General features: G+C 53.7%; 15 protein-coding genes and 4 tRNA genes. 11 read left to right on the top strand and 8 right to left on the bottom strand.

From position 1 onward, the window contains the following. Positions 1-20: 20 nt before the first annotated feature. The 10 genes from OCL06_RS03485 to OCL06_RS03530 all read left to right on the top strand — a co-directional run bounded on the left by OCL06_RS03485 (position 21) and on the right by OCL06_RS03530 (position 8114). Positions 21-716, top strand: a complete 696-nt coding sequence (locus OCL06_RS03485; protein ID WP_262992364.1) for a hypothetical protein — start codon at positions 21-23, stop codon at positions 714-716. Between the two features lie 82 nt (positions 717-798). Further along, entirely contained in the window at positions 799-1791 is a 993-nt protein-coding gene (gene murB / locus OCL06_RS03490) for a UDP-N-acetylmuramate dehydrogenase (RefSeq protein ID WP_262992365.1), read from the top strand. Continuing rightward, positions 1788-2774 carry a bifunctional biotin--[acetyl-CoA-carboxylase] ligase/biotin operon repressor BirA gene (gene birA / locus OCL06_RS03495; protein WP_262992366.1) on the top strand — a complete coding sequence of 329 codons (987 nt, stop codon included), beginning with the start codon at positions 1788-1790 and terminating at the stop codon, positions 2772-2774. The genes murB and birA overlap by 4 nt, the downstream gene beginning before the upstream one ends. Beyond that, positions 2764-3504 (top strand): type III pantothenate kinase, encoded by a 741-nt coding sequence (locus tag OCL06_RS03500; RefSeq protein ID WP_262992367.1) that lies wholly within the window; start codon positions 2764-2766, stop codon positions 3502-3504. The genes birA and OCL06_RS03500 overlap by 11 nt, the downstream gene beginning before the upstream one ends. Before the next feature lie 117 nt (positions 3505-3621). Further along, a tRNA-Thr gene (locus tag OCL06_RS03505) sits at positions 3622-3697 on the top strand. Positions 3698-3704: 7 nt separating this feature from the next. After that, positions 3705-3789 (top strand) — tRNA-Tyr (locus OCL06_RS03510). Positions 3790-3822: 33 nt separating this feature from the next. Continuing rightward, a tRNA-Gly gene (locus tag OCL06_RS03515) sits at positions 3823-3897 on the top strand. A 7-nt stretch (positions 3898-3904) separates the two neighbouring features. Further along, a tRNA-Thr gene (locus tag OCL06_RS03520) sits at positions 3905-3980 on the top strand. 70 nt (positions 3981-4050) lie between these two features. Next, positions 4051-5235 carry an elongation factor Tu gene (tuf, locus tag OCL06_RS03525; protein WP_262992368.1) on the top strand — a complete coding sequence of 395 codons (1185 nt, stop codon included), beginning with the start codon at positions 4051-4053 and terminating at the stop codon, positions 5233-5235. Positions 5236-5654: 419 nt separating this feature from the next. Further along, positions 5655-8114, top strand: a complete 2460-nt coding sequence (locus tag OCL06_RS03530; protein ID WP_373318436.1) for a S8 family serine peptidase — start codon at positions 5655-5657, stop codon at positions 8112-8114. Between the two features lie 49 nt (positions 8115-8163). Here OCL06_RS03530 and OCL06_RS03535 read toward each other — a convergent pair whose 3' ends face one another. The 6 genes from OCL06_RS03535 to OCL06_RS03560 all read right to left on the bottom strand — a co-directional run bounded on the left by OCL06_RS03535 (position 8164) and on the right by OCL06_RS03560 (position 16888). Beyond that, complete coding sequence (locus tag OCL06_RS03535) at positions 8164-8796, bottom strand: response regulator (protein ID WP_262992370.1); 633 nt, start codon at positions 8794-8796, stop codon at positions 8164-8166. Further along, a complete protein-coding gene (locus OCL06_RS03540; protein WP_262992371.1) occupies positions 8793-9488 on the bottom strand; it encodes a sensor histidine kinase in 696 nt (231 codons plus the stop codon). Before OCL06_RS03540 ends, OCL06_RS03535 begins: the two co-directional genes overlap by 4 nt. Continuing rightward, positions 9475-12615 carry a serine/threonine-protein kinase gene (locus OCL06_RS03545; protein ID WP_262992372.1) on the bottom strand — a complete coding sequence of 1047 codons (3141 nt, stop codon included), beginning with the start codon at positions 12613-12615 and terminating at the stop codon, positions 9475-9477. The genes OCL06_RS03540 and OCL06_RS03545 overlap by 14 nt, the downstream gene beginning before the upstream one ends. Positions 12616-12652: 37 nt before the next feature. Next, positions 12653-13486, bottom strand: coding sequence for an FHA domain-containing protein (locus OCL06_RS03550; protein ID WP_262992373.1), 834 nt, complete (start codon positions 13484-13486; stop codon positions 12653-12655). A 9-nt stretch (positions 13487-13495) separates the two neighbouring features. Further along, positions 13496-14323, bottom strand: a complete 828-nt coding sequence (locus tag OCL06_RS03555; RefSeq protein WP_262992374.1) for a DUF6689 family protein — start codon at positions 14321-14323, stop codon at positions 13496-13498. Positions 14324-14407: 84 nt separating this feature from the next. After that, positions 14408-16888, bottom strand: coding sequence for a S8 family peptidase (locus tag OCL06_RS03560; RefSeq protein WP_262992375.1), 2481 nt, complete (start codon positions 16886-16888; stop codon positions 14408-14410). A 319-nt stretch (positions 16889-17207) separates the two neighbouring features. On the opposite strand from OCL06_RS03560, the gene OCL06_RS03565 reads away from it, so the two are divergent. Next, positions 17208-18260: an aldo/keto reductase gene (locus tag OCL06_RS03565; protein WP_262992376.1), complete on the top strand. Its 1053-nt coding sequence runs from the start codon at positions 17208-17210 to the stop codon at positions 18258-18260. A 40-nt stretch (positions 18261-18300) separates the two neighbouring features. On the opposite strand, the gene OCL06_RS03570 is transcribed toward OCL06_RS03565, so the two are convergent. Next, on the bottom strand, positions 18301-20289 hold the full coding sequence (locus tag OCL06_RS03570; protein ID WP_262992377.1) for an alpha-amylase: 1989 nt from the start codon (positions 20287-20289) through the stop codon (positions 18301-18303). A 242-nt stretch (positions 20290-20531) separates the two neighbouring features. Further along, positions 20532-21701, bottom strand: coding sequence for a DcaP family trimeric outer membrane transporter (locus OCL06_RS03575; protein WP_262992378.1), 1170 nt, complete (start codon positions 21699-21701; stop codon positions 20532-20534). Positions 21702-21757: the final 56 nt, after the last annotated feature.

Raw genomic sequence — 21757 nt, forward strand, 5'->3', positions numbered from 1 at the left:
ACAATAAACAGGAACTTACCGTGCGCGCTCTCGTATTTATGTTGCTTCTCTTGCCCATGTCGTCATTCGCTGCATTTTATCACGTTGATGCGTGGTCAGCGGGCGATAATCTGGCCTTTGTGGATGACCAAACGGGGCTGTCCTGGCTGTCGCTTACCGAGACCTCAGGCATGGCGTATACCGACGCCGCAACGCGCTACGATGGCTGGCGGGCGGCACAACATGGCGAGATAGCGGCGCTGTTTCAGGCTGTCTTTACTACCTACTCGCCGAATCAGTCTTCGCAATACCTGAAAGGCTGCCCCTCTGATTTACCCTGTTATGCCGAGGCCAGCTTATGGCTATCATTATTTGGCAGTATGGTTGATGTGAATGGCGCATACACGCGTTATGCGTTTGGCCTCTATCGGAATGAAGCGGGCGGGCTGTCTATGCTGGGCGCACGCACCAACAGCCAAATAGCCAAACCCAATAACGTGCGGGGCGATACTAACAACTATGGGCCAGGTTTCACCGCTTCTTATGATTATTATGAGGGACGCCCAGCTCCTTACAATTACGGCACATATCTGGTCAAAGCGGCCCCGCCGGCACCACCTGCGGAGCTTCAGGCATCAGCTCCCAGCCCGCAGGCGCGGGTGGATGCCCCAGCAGGCATGCTGTTGTTCGGCCTTGCCGGGCTGCTCGTATGGCGACGAGCGCAAACCCAGCGCTAGCTGCCGTATCTGCTTGCGCTGCTTTCATTCGAAGGCAGCTTCGCCTACCATAAGTGCTATCTGTTAGCCACCTGTATTCTTCATGCCATCACTGCAGTCATACCACACCTTCGGGCTTACCAGTTCTTCTCAACAACTCGCTGTGTTTAGCTCTCCAGATGAATGCCGGCGGGCCTATTCCCGCGCTACCCGTAACTGGGTACTTGGCGGCGGCAGTAACACCCTGTTTCTGGACGATTATGACGGCCAGGTTCTGATAAACCAGATTACCGGTATTACCCACCATGAAACCTCAGCCGGCCACCGTTTACGGGTGGGCGCCGGCGAAAACTGGCATGAACTGGTCACCACCTGTCTTCAGCAAGGCTGGCACGGGATGGAAAACCTGGCCCTTATTCCCGGCTCGGTAGGGGCCTCGCCCATTCAGAACATTGGCGCGTATGGGGTAGAGGTGAAATCGTTTATTGAACAGGTAGAAGGGGTGCACCTGGATACCTGGCAGCCGTTTACCTTGTCCCGTGAGGAATGTCAGTTCGGTTACCGGGACAGTATTTTTAAACACGCGCTGGCCGGAAAAGTGCTGATTTCTTATGTTACTTTCCTGTTGCCTACGCCAGCCCGCGCAGAAACATCCTATGGTGAACTGGCCAGATTGAACGCACCCACACCCGCCGCCATTTATGACGAAGTGATTCGGGTTCGGCGGGCCAAATTGCCTGATCCGGCGGAGCTGGGTAATGCGGGCAGTTTTTTTAAGAATCCGGTTATCAGTAACGCACACTTTCAGACCCTCAAAGCGCGTTATGACGCTGTCCCCGGCTTCGCGGTAGATGAGTCGCACACTAAAGTCCCCGCCGCCTGGCTGATTGACCGGCTGGGCTTTAAAGGCAAAACCCACCACGGAGTACGCTGTCACCCCACACAACCGCTGGTACTCACGAATCTGGGCCATGCCAGAGGCGAAGATGTGACAAGTCTTGCAAAAGCCATTATTGTGGCAGTAAACGAGACGTTCAATATTCAACTTGAGCCCGAAGTCAGGCTGGTGGGCAGGGAAGGGCTGGTGCATCTATGAGACAGGCATCCAAGCTAATCAGACAACATATTCTGGCCGTGTTATCAGACGGTCACTTTCATTCCGGTGAAGCCATAGCGCAAGAGGTGGGGTTATCACGCACCGCCGTCGCCGGTCACATCGCGCAACTCTCAGACTGGGGGCTGGATGTGTTCAAAGTCAAAGGCAAGGGTTACCGCCTGGAGCGGGGCTTTACGCTGTTAAACGCAGACACCATAAAGAAACACCTGCCCGGTCCGCGGATGGCGCTGGTGGATGTGGAAGCCGTGCTGCCGTCAACCAATACTGAAATGAAAAAGCGGATTGTGAATACCCCCCACAACCTGGCGAACGGCGACGTGGTACTGGCTGAAGTCCAGACGGCGGGCCGGGGGCGGCACGGTCGTGAGTGGCTGGCGCCGGTGGGCGGGAGTCTGACGTTTTCTATGTACTGGTCGTTTCCTGACGGTTATCAGAGTATGGCCGGGCTGTCGTTGCTGGTGGGGCTGGCGGTATGTGAAGGACTTAAGGCCGTAGGTGTTGATGATGCGCAACTGAAATGGCCTAATGATGTGTACCTGCAGGGTAAAAAGCTCGCCGGCATTCTCATTGAAGTTGAAGGTCAGATTGGGGCGACGGCCCACAGTGTGATTGGTATTGGTCTCAACGTGTGTATGCCGGAGAATCAGTATGATGTAGGGCAGCCCCATACCGACCTGGCTGCCTTCCTTGGTTTTGCACCGGATCGAAACTCATTAGCCGCCGCTATTATCCACGCCTTGTGCGACCTGTTGCCGAAATTCAGTCAACAGGGGTTCGGGCCGTTTGTGGATTTATGGCAAGCGATGGATTTATACGCCGATAAAACAATCGTGTTGCAGATGGGTGAGAAACGCTTTTCCGGCGTGGATCGCGGGGTGGATGCCAGTGGCGCGCTGTTGGTAGAAACCCGTGACGGCATTACCCGGTTCCATGGCGGGGAGGTAAGTTTACGTGGCCAGTGAAAAGAATGTGTTGTTAGTGGATGTGGGCAACACCCTGATCAAGGCGTGTCGCATGAGTGAGATGGACAAAGAGCCTGCCGTGCATACCACGCACCGGGCGTTTGTAGCCTCACTGGAGGCGCTGAAAGTCACTCACGTGTATTTAGGCAGCGTACGGGATGATGCGGTGGCCAATTATATCGGCGCCCACTGTGAGCAGGCAGGACTGGGATTTAAAGAAATCGTCACCGAAAAGGAAACGTTCGGCATTACCAATGCCTACGCCAATGTCGACACGATGGGCGTGGATCGCTGGTTAGGGATCATGGCAGCGCAGGGAATGACAAAAAAAGACAGCTTTTGTGTCATGGATGTGGGCACGGCTATTACCGTTGACTTTGTAAGTAAAGGTCAACATTTAGGCGGTTGGATAGCGCCGGGTTTCCACAGCATGCGTACAGGACTCATTGAATCCACCAAAAAAGTATTTGGCGATGACACGATGCCGGACACATTAACGGCCGGAAATACCACCCAATCCGGGGTGGCGCAGGGGTGTCTGGCGGCCACACAAGGCATCTACAGAAGCGCAATTGCCTATTTAAACAGCAAACAAACACCGTTTGATGTAATTATAGGCGGTGGGGACAAAAAACTGTTTGCATTCCCAGAGAGCAATGGTAGCATCCCCGTCGCGAATTTGGTGGTGCAAGGCCTTGCCCGCTATGCGAAGAGAGACCTCTTTGCATAACAACAAATGTTTGATTGGTTAAAGATTTATCACTCAAACAGAAAAATGAAAATTTTTCGAAAAAGGCATTGCACTGAGTAACATGTTACTCTAGAATGCGCACCCACTTGATGCAGTGCCGACTTAGCTCAGTTGGTAGAGCAACTGACTTGTAATCAGTAGGTCGCCAGTTCGACTCCGGCAGTCGGCACCATCAATCTGGAGGGGTACCCAAGCGGTCAACGGGAGCAGACTGTAAATCTGCCGGCTCAGCCTTCGCAGGTTCGAATCCTGCCCCCTCCACCACTTTCTTATGAGGTGGCCAGAGAATTAGGATTTGCGGGCATCGTATAATGGCTATTACCTCAGCCTTCCAAGCTGATGATGCGGGTTCGACTCCCGCTGCCCGCTCCAAATCAGTGCTGATATAGCTCAGTTGGTAGAGCGCACCCTTGGTAAGGGTGAGGTCGGCAGTTCGAATCTGCCTATCAGCACCATTTTTCTCCCCAGCTCATGTTGTAAAGATTTTTCAAGAATTTTTAAAGTAACTTTGCTGGGATAATAGAAATGGCAAAAGAAAAGTTTGAACGTACGAAACCCCATGTAAACGTGGGTACAATCGGCCACGTTGACCACGGTAAAACCACTCTGACTGCAGCAATCACTACTGTCCTTTCAAAGACTTATGGTGGTTCAGCTCAGGCATTCGATCAAATCGATAACGCGCCTGAAGAAAAAGCACGTGGTATCACCATCTCTACTTCACACGTAGAATATGACACTCCTACTCGCCACTACGCGCACGTAGACTGTCCTGGACACGCTGACTACGTTAAAAACATGATCACCGGTGCCGCACAGATGGACGGCGCGATCCTGGTAGTTGCAGCGACTGACGGTCCTATGCCTCAGACTCGTGAGCACATCCTGCTGGGTCGTCAGGTAGGCGTACCTTACATCATCGTATTCATGAACAAATGTGACATGGTAGATGATGAAGAGCTGCTTGAGCTGGTAGAAATGGAAGTACGTGAGCTGTTGAGCGAGTACGACTTCCCAGGTGATGACCTGCCAGTAGTTCAGGGTTCTGCTCTGAAAGCACTGGAAGGCGACGCCGAGTGGGAAAAGAAAATCATCGAGCTGGGCGAAGCACTGGATTCATACATTCCAGAGCCAGAGCGTGCCATTGATAAGCCGTTCATCCTGCCTATCGAAGACGTATTCTCAATCTCAGGCCGTGGTACTGTCGTAACTGGTCGTGTAGAGCAGGGTATCATCAAGGTTGGTGAAGAAGTTGAAATCGTTGGTATGAAAGACACTACCAAGACAACTTGTACCGGCGTTGAAATGTTCCGTAAGCTGCTTGACGAAGGCCGTGCTGGTGAGAACGTTGGTGTTTTGCTGCGTGGTACTAAGCGTGACGAAGTTGAACGTGGTCAGGTACTGGCGAAGCCAGGCTCAATCACGCCTCACACTAAGTTCGAAGCAGAAGTATACGTACTGAGCAAAGACGAAGGTGGCCGTCACACGCCATTCTTTAAAGGCTACCGTCCACAGTTCTACTTCCGTACAACTGACGTGACCGGTGCTGTTCAACTGCCAGAAGGCGTTGAAATGGTAATGCCTGGCGACAACCTGAAGTTCGAAGTTGAACTGATTGCGCCTATCGCGATGGACGAAGGTCTGCGCTTCGCAATCCGTGAAGGTGGTCGTACAGTAGGTGCTGGAGTTGTAGCCAAAATCATCGAATAATATCGCTGATTAGCACTTAACAAGAAAAAGGTCACTTCGGTGGCCTTTTTTTATGCCTGAAAATTATTTACGCAGAGCATCGGGCACCGAGAGACACTATATTTATCTGTTATCTAGGGGGATGCCCCTATAGTCATCCCCGGTGGGATAGGAGAGAGTAGCTATTCACGGTTACCGGCACGGTGCCGGCTGGAATAGTTCTGACGGATTCGACAGTTCCTGAATAGGCTGCGTATCTGTGCTGATTTACCCCTCCACGGCCCCCTGGAAAGGTCTTTGTGGATCCCTTAGCCCTCAACGATGAGGGCTTTTTTTTGCCCGCAATTTGTTATTAAGTTGTTAATGTGGGGGTAACCCCCCATAGGCGACGGGAATTTGCTGGGGAATACTAACTGGGTACTTAAGACATGAGGTGTCCAATGAACGTATTTAGCCGTAAATCTCTTCTATCCGTCGCTGTTGCACTAGCGCTTCCCGCTGGCACAGCAATGGCGAAAACTTATGACAGCGACCTGGCGTCACTGTTTGCAGAAAATCCGCAAAGCCTGGAACAGGTTATTGTAACTTTTGAGGGGAATGGATCACCCACAGCAGCTCAGTTAAGCGCGCTTGATGCACTGGGTATTAATGTAGGTGTTTCGCTCGGTAACCTGCCCATTGTAGGGGTACTGGCGACTAAATCGCAGATTGACGCACTTTATGCCCGGGATGATGTGGTATCTGTCTGGCATAACGATGAGCTGGAACTGGAAAACCACGAGTCGACTCAAATTACCGGGGTACAGGCACTGCGCGCCGACCGTGACTTACGGAACAACGGTATCCCTTTTTCTGGTCGCGGTATCGCGGTGGTCGTGAACGACTCGGGTGTGGATGGCACTCACTCCGATCTGGCCTTCCCCGACCATGTGGTACAAAACGTACTGGCGCAAACAAACCTGCGTAGCTTCAGCGATTTAGCGCCGATTACTTATCAGGAAAATGTCGCGAACACGGATATCGGCGGCGGTCATGGAACCCACGTAGCGGGTACCGTAGGCGGCAATGGTGCGCAGAGCAGTGGCCTGCATGCCGGTGTAGCGCCGGGCGCAGACATCATTGGTTACGGTTCGGGCGCCGGGCTGTTCATTCTGGACACTCTGGGTGGCTTCGATTATGCCCTGACGCATCAATACGATTACAACATCCGGGTGATTTCTAACTCGTTCGGTAGCACCAGTGATACCGGATCTGACTTCAACCCTGATCATCCTACCAACGTAGCCACGAAAGCGCTGGCGGATCGCGGCATTATTACCGTGTTTTCTGCGGGTAACTCGGGTCCGGGTGAATCGACGATTACCGGTAACTTTAAGAAGGCGCCCTGGGTTATTACCGTGGCAGCCGGTGATAAAGACGGCAACCTGGCTGATTTCAGCTCTCGGGGTGTAGACGGTAAAGGCGGCGAAGTCGTGGTAGATGGCGAAGTCTTCACCTGGGAAGATCGTCCAACTGTGACTGCACCGGGTGTGGATGTGATTTCAGCGCGTGCGTCTACGTCAAGCTTGGGCGGACTGAGCGCCCAGGACGACGCCGAGATGATTGAGCCTGCGCAACTGCCGTATTACACTATTTCAAGCGGTACATCGATGGCCGCGCCGCACGTGTCAGGCATTGTTGCGCTGATGCTGGAAGCCAATCCGAACCTGCAATGGCAGGATGTTAAACGTATTCTGCAGCAAACAGCCACGCCAATGGCGGAACTGGACGCGTGGGAAGCCGGTGCCGGTTACGTAAATGCCCATGCGGCGGTGAATGCGGTGGTAAACGGCGAAGAAGTTTACGGTGACACCGTGAAACTAAATCGTGAGTTCAATGCGTTCGCTAACGTATCGGTGGGCGACAGCTTCACACGCTCAACCACCTATATTCCAGCTGGCGAGTCGCCCACAGAAACTTTTGAAGTGGCTGCGGATGTGTCGCTGGTTATCGCCAATGCGTCTATCGAAACTGCGACAGCCTTTGTACTGGAAGATCCGGCGGGCAACCGTTACGGGTCGGGCATCGGCCTGCCAGTACTGGGTTCATCAGTAGGTACAGTAGCGCCTGGTATGGCGGGTACGTGGAAGCTGTACAGCCGCGGTATTGGCAGTATCAGTGGCGTGAGTGTTGATCCGCTTGGCCTGACCAATGGTGTAGGCGTGCCCGGTACTAATGAAGTAAATATTCGCCTGCTGGTAACCGATGGTTACACCGGTATTGATGATGCCCAGGGCCACCCTGCACAGCCATTCATTGAGTACGTGGTAAGTCAGCGTCTGATGGATGCAAAAGGGAATGGCTTTAAACCAGACGCGCCTCTGCGCCGCGGTGAACTGGCCGATGCCCTGACTTTGTCCGCTGATGTGCGTCAGGCACTGGCGGGTAACACACAGCAGTTCTTCGACAGCAACAAAAATAATGCTGCTGCGATTAATAGCGTAACGGCCACCGGCAGTGTGTTAGCGGATAAAACCATGACCGATGCGCCATTAATGATGCCTTCATCTAATGACGTGTTTGATACCAAAGGAAAAGTTAACCGCGAAGCGATGGCTTATTCGATGGTACAGGCGCTGGGTCTGCAGGAACAGGCACAGGCATTCAATCCGGATGATGACATTGTTGCGGTAGTGTTTGACCAGGCAGTGGTTGTGGCTGATACCGATGAGGTTGCCCCGGAAATGCGCGGTTATGTTCAGCAAGCGCTAGCTATGGGTCTGTTCCAAGTGCGGGTAGAAGTAGAGCAGGGCGCGTTTGATACTCAGCCCACCCTGAAAGCTTACTTCGAGCCAGCAGCAGTGGTATCGCGTGGTGAAGCCGCTTATGTAATCAGTCAGTTCAGACAGGTTGCTAACTAAGTTAAACGGATAGCGTCCAATAGAGAGCCGGCCCACAGGGTCGGCTTTTTCATTCCAGTAAGCCGGCTTTACCGGCCATGCGGATAAGTTCGGCGGAACTGCTTACATTAAGCTTCTTATAGATATTGCTGCGATGGTTTTCTGCCGTCTTCAAACTCATATCCAATAGTTCGGCAATTTTTTTACTGGTATTGCCGGCGGCGACCAGAAAAAATACTTCCCGTTCCCGTCGGGTCAGGGCGCTCAGCGGACTCAGGCGACGGGCAGCCGGAGAAATCTCAGACTGGCCGGTATCTGCATTGGGGAAGACGGTTTTACCCTGCGCTACTTTTTTAATTGCGGCAATCAACTCGTCGCCCGAAGATTCTTTCAGCAGGTAACCTTTAGCACCGGCACCCTGCATGGCCTCCACGTATTCCACTTCATCGTGCATGGATAACACCAGAATCCGGGTGTCAGGCCGCTGGCTAAGCAGCTTATCGATGGCTACCAGGCCGCTCATTTTTGGCATGGAAATGTCCATGACCACCACATCCGGTGTGAGCCTCAGAGTCTGATCGATAAGCTCCACTCCGTCGCCGCATTCACCTACTACTGTTAAATCGGGATCGGCTTCAATCATCTGGCTAACGCCCTGGCGCATGAGTACGTGATCATCAGCCAGTACTACACTTATGGTCATACCGGTACCTTGATTGTGGTTCGGGTGCCTTTACCCGGTGTTGACGTGAGTGTGTACTCCGCGTCAAACGCCTTGGCACGATCAGCAATGCTGGTGAGTCCTATCCCCGGCTCGATGCTGGTTGGATCAAACCCATCGCCGTTATCTGCAATGTCCAGGCGGATAACATTGTGATGGGATGCCAGTGATAATGTTACCTTACTGGCATGACTGTGCTTAACACAGTTTACCAACGCTTCCTGGCTAATTCGGAACAATAGAATACTGATATCTTTGGGAATATCCAAATCCAGTTCGACAGAAACCTGAATATCAGCGGTCTCGTGTTCGAACAGGTTACGGCATAACCATTTAATCGCGGGTTTGAGGCCAAGATCGTCAAGGATAGTCGGACTCATCATTCGGGATAGCTGACGGACATCGCTTAATGCCAGCTCTGCAATGTTACACAGCTCGTCCAGCTCAGGAGACGTTTTTGACAGCCCCTGCAGACGCCGGGTCAGGCCGGTAAGCAGCTGGCCCACGCCGTCATGCAGCTCCCGGGATAAGCGGGCTTTTTCCGTTTCCTGTTGGGCCCAGAGCCGCTTGGCTAGGCTGGTAAGGGCTTGCTCTTCTTCATCCAGGCGGCGTTTCAGAAGCGCCTGTTGGCGCAGGATCTCTTGTAAGTCATGTGCAGTGCTATTGTTGCTCAAGATACGTTTGCCTGTACTGTTCGGCCTGATTCTCGGTTAGCTGACTAAGCCAGCTCTCAGTTAATTGTTGCTGCCTGGCTTGCCCTTCGTCCGCCTCTACTGCCTGGTAATAAAGGTGATTACGCCAGTAGTCAGGGTGGGCTGCCAGTTGCTGGGTTAGCGTATCCTGTTGCTCCCCCGCCAGGGCCTGGAGGTAGAGCCACTGCAAGTACGCCTGATAATAACGTGGAGCCACCTTATCGCCTACGCCCTGCATCACATCTGTGTCTGCCAGTGCCGGCATGCGCTCCAGCAAATCCAGCTTTATTTGTAGCTCGGTGACTACCGGAATACTCAGGTCACTCAGGGTTGTCAGGTATTCATCTACGCTGACTTGGTCGGCGCTAGTGGTTTCCAGTCGGTAGGCCGTGGTCAGCCAGCCGAGTACAGCATACGCTTCCAGCATATCCGGGGTAACTTCCTGTTGCAGGCGAGGAAGTTGTGATTCCACACATTGCCAGTCTGCGGTCATGACGCACATTTCCGTTTGCCATAAGGTGATGGCCACCCACGCACGGGAGTCATTGCTGTCATCAGCCAGTTTGCGGGCATTTTGCATATGCTTGCCGGCATCATCTAAACGCCCTTCATTAAAGTGTAAATAACTGAACAGCAGACTGTTGTACATTTGCTCCTGGGTTTGCTCTGTTGTGAGTGCGTCGGCAACCTTTGACAATAGGCGGGTGGCGGCGCGATTGTCGCCTTTGACCAAACTTAACTGGGCCATGTTTTGCCAGGTCCGCAGCAAATGAGCCTGATCGTTTAATTTCTCGAACTGGTTAATGGCTTGCTGCCAGTAAATTTCGGCCAGAGAGAAGTCGCCGGTTAAAAAGTGCATGTAGGCCACATTGCTCATGCTCTCCGCCTGCTTCGCGTTATCATCTTCCTGCACCCGAATATCTAAACCGCGCTTATAAAACCCCAGGGCCTTCTGGTAGCGCCCACGCTCCTCGTACAGAAAGCCGAGAGTATCGAGAACGTGAGCCAGGCGGGCTCTGTCGCCGATAGCCTGCAGTAAATCGGATGCTTCACTCAGCGCATCTTCCGCTACAGTGAATTCGCCGTTAATGGCTGCCACGTTGGCAAGATTGGCCAGGGTCGTCGCTCTGTCAGAGGGACTCGTGTCAGCATCGCGAATTGCCAGCGCATCGGTGAAATAACGTTGTGCCACGGCGTAGTCGGACAACCTTAAATGCGCGACACCAAACGCGTTTAAGACTAATCCCTCGCCCCGGCGGTCACCAGCTTTACGGAATGCAACCAGCGCCTTGGTGAGGGGCTCATCAATAGCGTATTCAATGTCGCCATTGATAATTTCCAGTCTGGCCAGCTCGAACCAATACTGACCGTTGTGCGGTGACAGCGTCAGTGCCTGCTGGTAGTCGGCCATTGCCTGCTCACTGTTATTCGCCCATTCATGGATAGCGGCCCGGGTAGCCAGCAGCCGTGGGCGGTCAGGATACTGGGCAATCAGGCTGTCTGCAGCCTGTTGCGCCAGGGCCAGATCATCATTCATTTGTGCGCGAATTAACTGCCCTTGCAGATGCCAGTAATCACTTTCCGGCTGCAGTGAAAACAGCACATCAAGGTATTCCCGGGCTTTTAACAGGTTGCCGTCTTCCCACGCTATTTGTGCGCCTTCCAGCCAGCCGCCCGGATATTCGGGGTATTCTTCCTGCAAGGCTGTCACGGTACTGGCCAGGTCCGGTGCGGATTGGGAGTCGGTACCCCGTAATGCTGCCATATAGGCCAGGTTAGGTTGCGGAGAGTCTACCTCCAGCTCATCGTAAAGTGCAGCCACTAGCTTTTCTGCGAACTGCTGAATATCGGCATCAAGGGTCGCCGTCTGGACTTCGTGAGTAACATCCACCAAAGTCTTGTCCACCGGCATAAACCGCGCGGTTCCCCGCATCAGATAGGCGCGGGATCCGGTCGGGACGGCATCCAGTACCACCACTACGTCCACCCCGAGTGACGCAGCCATATCCGCGCGTTCGGCGCTGACCTCCCAGGGCTGGATGGCCAGGTTTTCCACCAGTCGTTCGGCTTGCTCAGGGGGAATAATGGCCAATTCCGGTTCAGTGGCTAACGGACCATAGAGAATATCGGCCATGGTGCCCAGCAAGGGGAACGCCGGATCGTGCACCATCACCACCTGTAACGTGCGATCCGGCAGCGCGGGAGCTTGCTCGCCCGGCTGACGCACCACCAATACTGTGGCAATCACCAGCACTGCAACTACCCCCGCCGCTGCGACTATTGAAAACAGCCGGGGGGAAGGAGTATTGCGTAGGGCATCGGCGGCTTCAGCAATGTCGGGGCGGGCCGTCGGGTTGGTTTGAGTAAGTTTAGCAATGAACCGTTGCTGACGGCGTCGCCACAGGGTATCGGATAAAGAGAAGCGGGCATTGGCCACCGCACCCAGCATGTCACCCAGTACTTTACCGGCGCTGTATGTGTCGGAGGTATCGGTAGGAGTGCCGGTTTGTAACACCTCCGGCGCCGAATAGGCGGCATGGCCACTGGTTTGCGTATCGCCGCTGCTTTGCGCTGCCCGGCCGATACCGAAATCTATCAACAGTAAGTTGTCGTCGGTATCAATCAGAATATTGTCGGGTTTAATATCACCGTGTCGCACACCGGCCTGATGACAGGCATGCAGGGCATCCAGTAATTGTTCGGACCAACGTCGATAGTGGGTGCGACTAATGGGTTGCAGCAGCCGCTCATACAGTGGCACACCCTCCACGTAGGCCATGGTGAAAAAGACATGCTCATCGTCAGCAAACACATCATGCACCCGCACAATGTTGGGGTGTTGCAGCTTTCTGGCCAACACCACTTCGTTGCGCACCCCCTGCAAATGCTGCGGATCGGTAGGCGTGCCATCAATCAGTTTGAGGGCAATATCCACTTCCAGCAGGGTGTCGTGGGCGGCGTACACTGAAGCCTGAGAGCCGGCTCCCAGTTGTGAAATAACACGAAAACGTCCAGCCAACAGAGTATTGGCGGCAAGGCGGTGTGCTGAATGTAGTTGTTGCGTGCTCAGTTCATCCGCATTCTCAGAGGAATGGCTTTGCCCGGTCAAAAACTCGCTCCAATAATTTACGCCAACAGATAGCGTACTATGAACATGCTGCTAAAGAAATCTTATGCTCGATAGATTGGAATAACAAACGTAAAGACAAAAATTGTCCTAAAGAAGTGGCAAAGCGCACGTCGGTGTCTGAAAAATACACCCGTCCCTGCGTATTATCGCCATAAAGTACGCCGACGATGTCGTTCTCGATTTTAACGGGCACGCATAACGCGGCTTTAATGCCATGCTGCAAGATACTTTGCTGCGTGTTTAGCGTGGTGTCCTGCTGAATATTGCCAATGGCCAGGGGCGTGCCTGCTTCCATACACCGGGAAATAATGGTGCGGCTGCCACTGAAACTGTCTGCTTCCATCCAGGGCTGAAAACCGATACTGGACTGAAAGCCGGCCTGTTTATCAAACAGGATAAACGCGGCGCGTTCACAGTGCAGGGTTTGCTGCATACACTCGCGAGCCACGTTAACCAGTGCCAGCGTGCTGTCGCAGCGGTTTATCTGGCGGTGGTATCGCCCCAGCTGCTGTTTTCGCCAGACCTGCTGACTGTCCTGTTTTACCAGTCCCTTGCGGCTGACAGGCGTCAGCCGGCAGGGCACCGGGCCAAAGTGTAAAACTCTGGGCGACTGAATGGTGGTCGTTTCCACGGGCATGCCATTGTCGTAGCAACCGGTACTGCTGGTATCAGTAAAGAGCCAGCTGTCGTCATCGCGTGCCCGCAAAGACGCGTGTTGGCGCGATACCTTTGAGTTGGCAATAACGATATCCGACCCCTGTGACCGGCCAACGACATAGTCGCGGCCGGCGAACAGGGTGTGCTCTGCAATCACACCATCAGGTTGAGGTACCGCCAGTTGCAATGGCATGGTGGTAACCTATAGCGTCCGCAGACTGTAACGTAACGTGTACAGGCGGGTCAGCAGCTCGCCTTTTACGTTTACGATGTCATCTGAGGAGCGCCACACATCGTCCATTTGTGCACCCGATGCCGTTTCGGTGGTGGTAATCAGCGTGTCTACCGCCGTCGATGCTGCCGTGTAGTCGCTGGCTTGCAATGCGGAGTACAGACTGTTTAGTCCGCTGTCCAGTGCTGTCAGTACCACCGAATCGATGCGGCTGCGGTTGTTGCTCACCAGGTCATCCAGCAATGCGTATTTAGTTGCCAGTACCTCATTCTGCGGGCGGGTATCGGCCATGATAATAAAGTCGGAGAAGCTACCAGTGTTACCACGAGCACGGAAACTGCCCGATGAGGTCAACTGGGTAATATCTTCAAACGTACCGTCCGCATGGGAGCGGAACAAACGTAATGGAGTACCTGCTACGTAGTGCAGGTTTTTAGTGTATAGCTCAACGGTGGCAACGCCTTCAAAGGCAAAACCTTTGTCCGTTTTGGGTTCAATAGAGACCATCACCGGAAACGCAGCCGGCGCGCTGATGAGCGACGTGGGCAGGCGATTCTGAATGGCCAGTGACGCAGGGGACAACAGCTCTGCAGTAATGTCTACAGTATTGGCATTCAGGCCAACGGTGTTGTCGAATTCCAGTGTGACATCGACCGCGATGCTCTGACCTAAATCAATTTTGGCCTGCACGGTGTTGTCGGCAATCGTTAGCGTGGCGGGTGAGACGACCTGTGCTTGCGCAATTGGTGCGGCAAGAACTGCACAGGCTACCAGCGTTCGAAGGAATGATACTTTCATAGCGTGTACCTCATGGTTGATGTTTAAAAATACAGCAAGGCGGATGGCGGTGCAAGTGACCCCGGTCCGCCTTAGCATCGCTACTTACTGAAAGTATTGGGTAAAGAAACGTGACGCCAGCACCGCGTAATGGGCACGGGTAACCACGGCATCAGGCGCGAAGGCGGCAGTGAGTGTTGGCTCCATACCGAACGGCCCTTGTTCCACGCCAAATTCAACATTAATTAATGACAGTGTGATGGCAAGCTGCACATGACCTTTCAGTTCATCAGGGATAGCGTCCTGATCTGCCAGCACAATTTGCTCACCTCTGTAGTCAACCACGATGTCAGCGCTGGGGTCGAAGGTGTTAGCCACATCTTCCAGTCCCAACATCTGCACTAATGCGTAGGCCATATCCAGTTTGTCAACCTTGGCATTGGGCGCTGCACTGCCGTCGATAGCCGGTAATACAGGGGCCTGGGTGCGCAGGTTATCTTTTAATGCACCACCTTGCACCGACACAGACTCGATGAATGCTTTTTCAAACCCGGGCACGTTCGTCAGCGCAGGTTGTGCTTCGTTGAGCAGGTCACGATACTGGCGAACTGCACCGCCCATAACCGCATAGCGGGCAAAGTGACGACGCTTCAGGCCGGCGTTCGGGTAGAAGCGGTTGCCATCTGAGCCGTCCATCAGACGTTCGCTGATAGCAAACTCAATTGCACCTTGTTGCGGGTGGCCTTCAATATCGTTCATGCCGTCGAAGCCGCCGCTTTTCTCAAAGCTAATGGTGACATCGAAAGTCTCAGGCAGACCAGGGCCGTTGGTTAAACCCAGCGGATCTGCTTCTACTCCAGACAATGAAGTCAGGCCATATACGTAAAGGCCCCATGTACCCGGCATACCCGGCGCGGCTACACGCATGGTTTCCGTCAGTACGGGGGTAGACAGGTTTCCGAAATATTCGGTGCCGTCAGGGGCGACTAACACCAGTTTAGTGAGGTTGGCCAGCGAGCTGGCTGATGCCTTTACCAGTACATCGTCTTCTTCAACGGTAAAGTTCACCACTTCAGGTTCGCCCACCGGCGCATAGAAAACTTCTTCTTCGATAACACGATCACTGGGCGAGACCAGCGCGTTGGCTTTAAATGTGGTCTCTTCCAGGTTGTTCACAGTGACGGTGTGATTCATATCGAAATCAAGAGCAGCTGCTACTGCCGAACGGGCATTCACATAACCGGCACCCACTTCCCAGCGCTCATAACCTGGCATATTGGTGGCTGTTTCCTGAAGCAGGCGTTTAATTGTGAGGTTGTCCAGCGACGGGTTTGCTTCCAGCATCAGTGCAATAATTCCCGACACATGCGGGGTGGCCATGGAGGTACCAGAAATCATGGTGTAAAACGGCAGGTACTCGGGTTCGATGGCGTCGATATCTGCATCCCCACCATTTGCCGCAAGGTTGGTGCTGGCACGGGTGGAAATAATGTCCACACCCGGCGCGACAATGCTGATTTCGTTGTTGTAGGTCCATTCGCTGCCGTCAGGCATGGTGAAGGTGCCGGACTCGCTTTTCAGTCCACGAGATGAGAAGTCAGCCAGTTTGCCGAACTTGTCACCGGCGCCTACTGAAATTCCCCACGGAATTTGTGCGTAAGGGTTGTGTGAATCTTCGCCCGGACCGCTGTTTCCGGCAGCAAATACACTCATGATCCCCAGTTTGTGGGCTTTATACGATGCCATGGATACCGGACCAAGTGGCTCATATTTGCCACTTGAACCCCAGGAGTTGCTGATCACTTTGATGGGGTTATCGTAGCTGTAAATTTTGCTGATGGCGAAGTCAAAACCGCCAATGGTGTCGAGTAGCAGCACGCCACCGCCTGAACCATACCCTATCAGGTCGGCATCCGGTGCTGCGCCTACATATTTGCCATCAGACATCACGCCGCTGCCAGCGATGGTGCCTGCCACGTGAGTACCGTGACCCGAGTTAGTGTCGGTGTTTACCTGGCCGGTCAGCGTAAAGCCTTCGGTGGCGCCGGTAATAGAAATGGCGGACGCGTGAGTAAGCGCCTGGACGTTTTCTACAACAGTATCGCCGAACAGCAGATCCTGGTGGGCCGCATCTACGCCGGAATCGTTAACCATAATAGTCACACCGCGACCGGTAAAGTCGGTGCCATTACGGCTTATAAAGCCGTTGGTTTGCAGGTCGGCCACACCGGTAATCTCCCGGGCATCGGCGTTGTACATCTGCATTTGACGATTCGCGAAGACAGACCGTACCCCGTCTAGTTGCGCAATGGCTTCTATCTGGCTTTTATTTGCTACAACGCCAATAATAGGCAACGACTGAAATTGAACCCCCTGTGTAATACCCAGGTTAGTCAGTTGCAGAAGTTGCGACTCTGCCAGTGGCTCCATCTGGTCAAAAGTGACCACGGCCATGGTGGTTTCCAAACCGCTCAGTTCAGCCAGCTTGGTGGTCATTTGTGAGCCGATATAGGCATCCGCCAGTGCAGGCGCGGCAGGCACTGCCAGCATGGCTGCGGCGAGGGTAGAGAGAGTGAATTTTTTCATTATTAGCTCCGGGTCGGTATGCTGGTGAGGGACATAACTCAGAACCAGCAATCGCGTTTAATTAATAAGCAGTTTGAGCCTGGGGGGGATTGGAAGCTATAGGGGTTTACCCCTGGATCGCGCGTCTGTCACACTGACGTAATAAACGTCTGCTTGCGCTGCGACCAGGTAATTAAGCGTCCCGGCAAGCATACCGGGGCAGTCCACAGCAGTTCATAGCAAGCCGTGGCTCTCGTGGGAATATAATAAACGGGCATCTTTTACCGGCGGTAAAGCGCTTACGCCGGATAACAGCAATACAGGAAATCTGGTTACCATTATGCGATACCATACTTTAGGCAGCAGTGGTTTATCGGTGTCAGACGTTTGTCTGGGCACCATGACCTGGGGCATTCAGAACACCCAGCAAGACGCCGATGCCCAGCTTGAGCTGGCACTGGGGGCGGGCATTAATCTTATCGACACCGCGGAAATGTATCCGGTGCCGCCAAATAAACAAACCTATGGCAATACAGAGCGGATCATTGGTGATTACCTGCGCCGCCATCCCCATAAGCGGGATGAAATGGTGCTGATGACAAAAGTCGCGGGCAGTGGCTTGCGCTACATTCGCGATGGTCGCCCCATTACCGCCTCAGCCGTGACGGAGGCGCTGGATAACTCGCTGCGCCGGCTACAAACCGACACCGTAGACGTGTATCAGCTGCACTGGCCAAACCGTGCCACCCCGCACTTTGCAAAACACTGGCCTGGCAGGCATAACCCCACAGGCATTGACCGGGAAGACGAAATTGATGGCATGCGGGATATTCTTGAAGGCCTGCGCAAGGCATTGGCTGCCGGGAAGATCAAACACTGGGGGCTGTCGGATGATACTCCCTGGGGCGTGCATACCTTTTTGAGGCTGTGCAGTGAAATGAATATGCCCAAACCCGTTTCCATCCAGAATGAATTCAGCCTGTTACATGCCAAAGACTGGCCCTATCTGATTGAGATGTGTCAGTTAGAAAATATTGCGTATCTGCCCTGGTCGCCATTAGCCACCGGCCTGTTAACCGGCAAGTACCTGGACGGGGCTCGCCCTAAAGGATCCCGCTGGACCTATGTGCAGCGGCAGGGGTTGTTTCGGGATACCTCACAGGCACAGGATGCCACCCGTCAGTATATGGAAATTGCCGTTAAGGCTGATATGACCCCGGCGCAACTGGCGCTGGCCTGGTGTCAGCAGGTGCCTGGGGTCGTCTCGACAATTATCGGGGGGACATCGGTAGCTCAACTGAAAGAAAATATTGCGGCGTTTTCCATGCCCCTGGACGAAAACGTGCTGGATCAAGTGAACCGGGTGTTCCGGCGTTTTCCACAGCCGTTTTAAATGGGGAAACCGGTCAGCGCAGGCTGACCGGCATAGTTGCCTACAGGTTAGTGATGGTGGCGGTATTTTGGCCAAACCGGAACATATTCTTTTTGCCACACTGCGCCATGTGGTTGGTTGAACTGTACGGCGTACCGGACTGGGCAATGTCGCCCTCCCAGCCCTGACCATTTTTCACAAATGCTTTCAGTTCGAACCAGCCGTTAACCGTTTTGCTGCAGTCCATCTGCACATCCAGCATCCAGTAGTGCTGGCCCCAGGTATTCAGCGGGGTTTCGCCGTACCCGTCATTAGCTACGGTTTTTACTGCTCCCCACTCGGCAGGCCAGCTATTGGTGGTCCAGTCCAGAGCGCTGCCTTCGGCCTCACTGCTTTGCGAGGCTTCTATCCCATACCAGTCAAGATAGTTGTCGTTAGCCTTCCACGGGGCCGTGGTGGTGTTTTTCAGATTGTTATGCACAATCGGAATGGCACAGGCGTAATTGCTACTGGTGCAGTTACGGCCCAGGGCACTGGCGGCATAGTCGTGATCAATTCCGCCCCGCACAAACATATCCTGGCCGCTGGTGGTTTCAGCTTCAATGAAGATGACTGTGCGTTGCCAGTCTGCGGAGCCCGTCTGTCCGGATACTCTGGCGCCTTTATGAATGGCAATGGCTTCCCACGAAGCCACCGAGGCTGCCAGCATGCCGCTGCTATCGACGGTCACCGTGGTGCCGGTGCAGCCATTGCCGGCCGCGTTAAGTTGCCCGGTGAGAACATCACAGTATTCGCCCGGAGCCATGGAGGTTTGCAGGCTGGCGGTTAGCGCGTACGACTCTTTATTGATCACCACAAAGCCACTGTCTGCCCGGCCAAACGCAATCTGGTTACCACCGTTACTCCACCAGTCAGTCACACTGAAGTTGTCAGCGGTGTTATTGCGAAAATCCACGCCACCGGCAATGTACGACCACCGGTGTTCACATTTCCAGTTACTGCCAAAACATTCCAGGTTGCCGTTATTATGCACCGGCATGGCAGGTGGACCCGCGTCGGTATCGCCGTGGAAATCGAAACTGGACATCACTTTGGGGTAACCGTACGGCCAGGCCAGCATAAACACATTGGCTAAATCGTACAGCCGGCCATCTTCGAAGGTAATGACGTTGCCGCCACCGCCATGGGCACGCTGATTGTCATGGTTATCCACAAATACCACCGCCTGGTGACTGGGCATAAAGCCCCAGGCCTCACCAAAGTTGCTTAACCAGGAGAGCGATCCGTTGCGAAACACATTGCCAATCTCCACCGAGTATTTAAATTCAGTCACCAGGCCATTGCCAAAGTATTCTGATGCGCTGACGGCTTCACCGCCCTGATCAATGACCTCCTGAAATACCAACGGGTTACCGTTTACCTGTTGCAGTACGCCGGCTATATCTGCCGCTGGCATGTGTTTGGAGGCATCTAAGCGGAAACCGGCGACACCGATATTGACCAGATCATTAAGATAGCCTGCCAGCGTCGACTGTACATAGCTGGCGTCGGTGTCCAGATCGGCCAGCCCCACCAGTTCACAGTTCTGTACTTCCCAGCGGTTGCCATAGTCGTTAATGGCGCAGGTGTCATGAAAATCCTGCGGCGAATAATTAGGGTAAGACTTATTACCGAAGGTGTTACCCGCCGTGCCGGTTCCGCTGCCTGCCGCCATATGATTGATAACCGCATCGACGTAGATATCCACGCCTGCCGCATCACACCGTTGTACCATGTCGATGAATTCCGCGCGGTTACCGCCCCGGCTTTGCAATACGTAGCTTACCGGTTGATAGCGGGCCCACCACTGGGAAACATCAATATGTTCATTGGGCGGCGAAACCTGGATCGCCGCATAGCCTTTAGGGCCTAAAAAGGTTTCACATTCAGTGGCAATATCCTGCCAGTTCCAGTCGAATAAATGTACAAAAGTGGTAGGGGCCGCATGGGCTGCGGAGGGGGCAAGCATAAGCGCGGAAGCCAGTGCTGTGCTCGTGAGTGTTGCTTTCATTTCTCAGTGTCCCGTTAACTGTCGTTAAGGAACCTGTCAGGCGACGTTCGCATCCTTTTCCACGTAAACTGAAGTCAGGTTCAGAGTGAGTGTAAAATCCGGTTTGGCCGGTACCGGCAAACAAACTGGAGCTACTAACGTAGAATGTGAATAAAATGTAAACAATGTGAATACGTATGCAATGAAGGGAAAGCAGGGCGCAGGTGGAGTTCCTGACGCCCTGACAAGCTTTGTGGGCCGGCCTAAAAAGCGTACTTTGCGGAAAATTGTACGCGGTGCATATCGCCCTCTAATCCTGACTCGACTTCGCGGTGGGCGAAGGCGTATTCGCCGCCGAAGGTCAGCGCGGGGGTGGGCGAGTACAGCAGATTCGCGCGGGTGCTGTAGGTGCTGGCCGTGACTGCGTCACCGCTCAACGCGGTATCGTTGTCAATTTCCAGCGCTGAAAACATCACACTGCTACGCATGCGATCGGTCCATACATGACGGTAGGCCAGGGTATACCCGTAAGAGTCCACGGCATTTAAATCACCAGTGTCCGTCACAACTGCGCCGTTAAAGGTATTCAGCGCGGTATAGCGGCCTACTCCCGAGCCGCTGTTGAACATCAGGCGAATATCATCGCCGTTGTCCAGGTTGATTTTACTCGATACAGCAATCCCGTAACCGGTATCTGTGCCATCAATGTCGGTACCGTTATCGTACGCCAGCTGACGAACCAGACCGGCTACTTTTACATGACCCCAGTCACCCCTGGTTGTGTAGGCTGCGACCAGGTCCGGCACTGAATTGTCGTCGGCGACAACGCGGTCACCGCCGCCAAACGGCGTGACGGTAGTTTCCGGGTTTTCCAGCGCAATCTGGAAACCATTGTGGCTGTAACGCACCATGGTTTGGCGGCCGAACGGGGTGCCATCGGTCACACCGATAAAGTCCAGTGATTCAGGCAGGATGCTCACATCCATAAAGGTGGTCCAGGTCTGACCCACCAGCCAGTTTTTATATTGCAGATAGGCGTGCCGGATGCGGGGGGTATAGGAGTTACTGACCCGTTCATTGCCGCCGTCGGTGACGATGAAGTCCAGCGCAATCACACCCGTGATGGTGTCGCCGCTGTCCGTGGCAGTCTGGGTAGTAAAGCGAAAGCGCGACTGACGGATATGCGCGTCAAACTGAGTCCCTTCCTCATTGCCGGCGACCGGCGTCAGCGAAGGTATGTAAAACTCACGGCCAATACTGCCAGAGTCGAGCGTGCCTTCAGAATAGTTACTGAACATTGCATCAGCTTTAACGTAGCCGGTGAAACTAACATCGGTACTGTCGAGTACGTCAGCGCTCGCCTGGGAAGCGCCCATAACACCAAAAAGCGCAAGCGATACCGCAGTGGCAGTGTTATTCATGGTTTTTCTCATAATACTGTCCGTTAAAATGTTCAATGGTAAAAAAGTGTAATTTTGCAGTTAACAAT

The organism is Alteromonas salexigens, from assembly GCF_025628895.1.
GTDB lineage: Bacteria > Pseudomonadota > Gammaproteobacteria > Enterobacterales > Alteromonadaceae > Alteromonas > Alteromonas salexigens.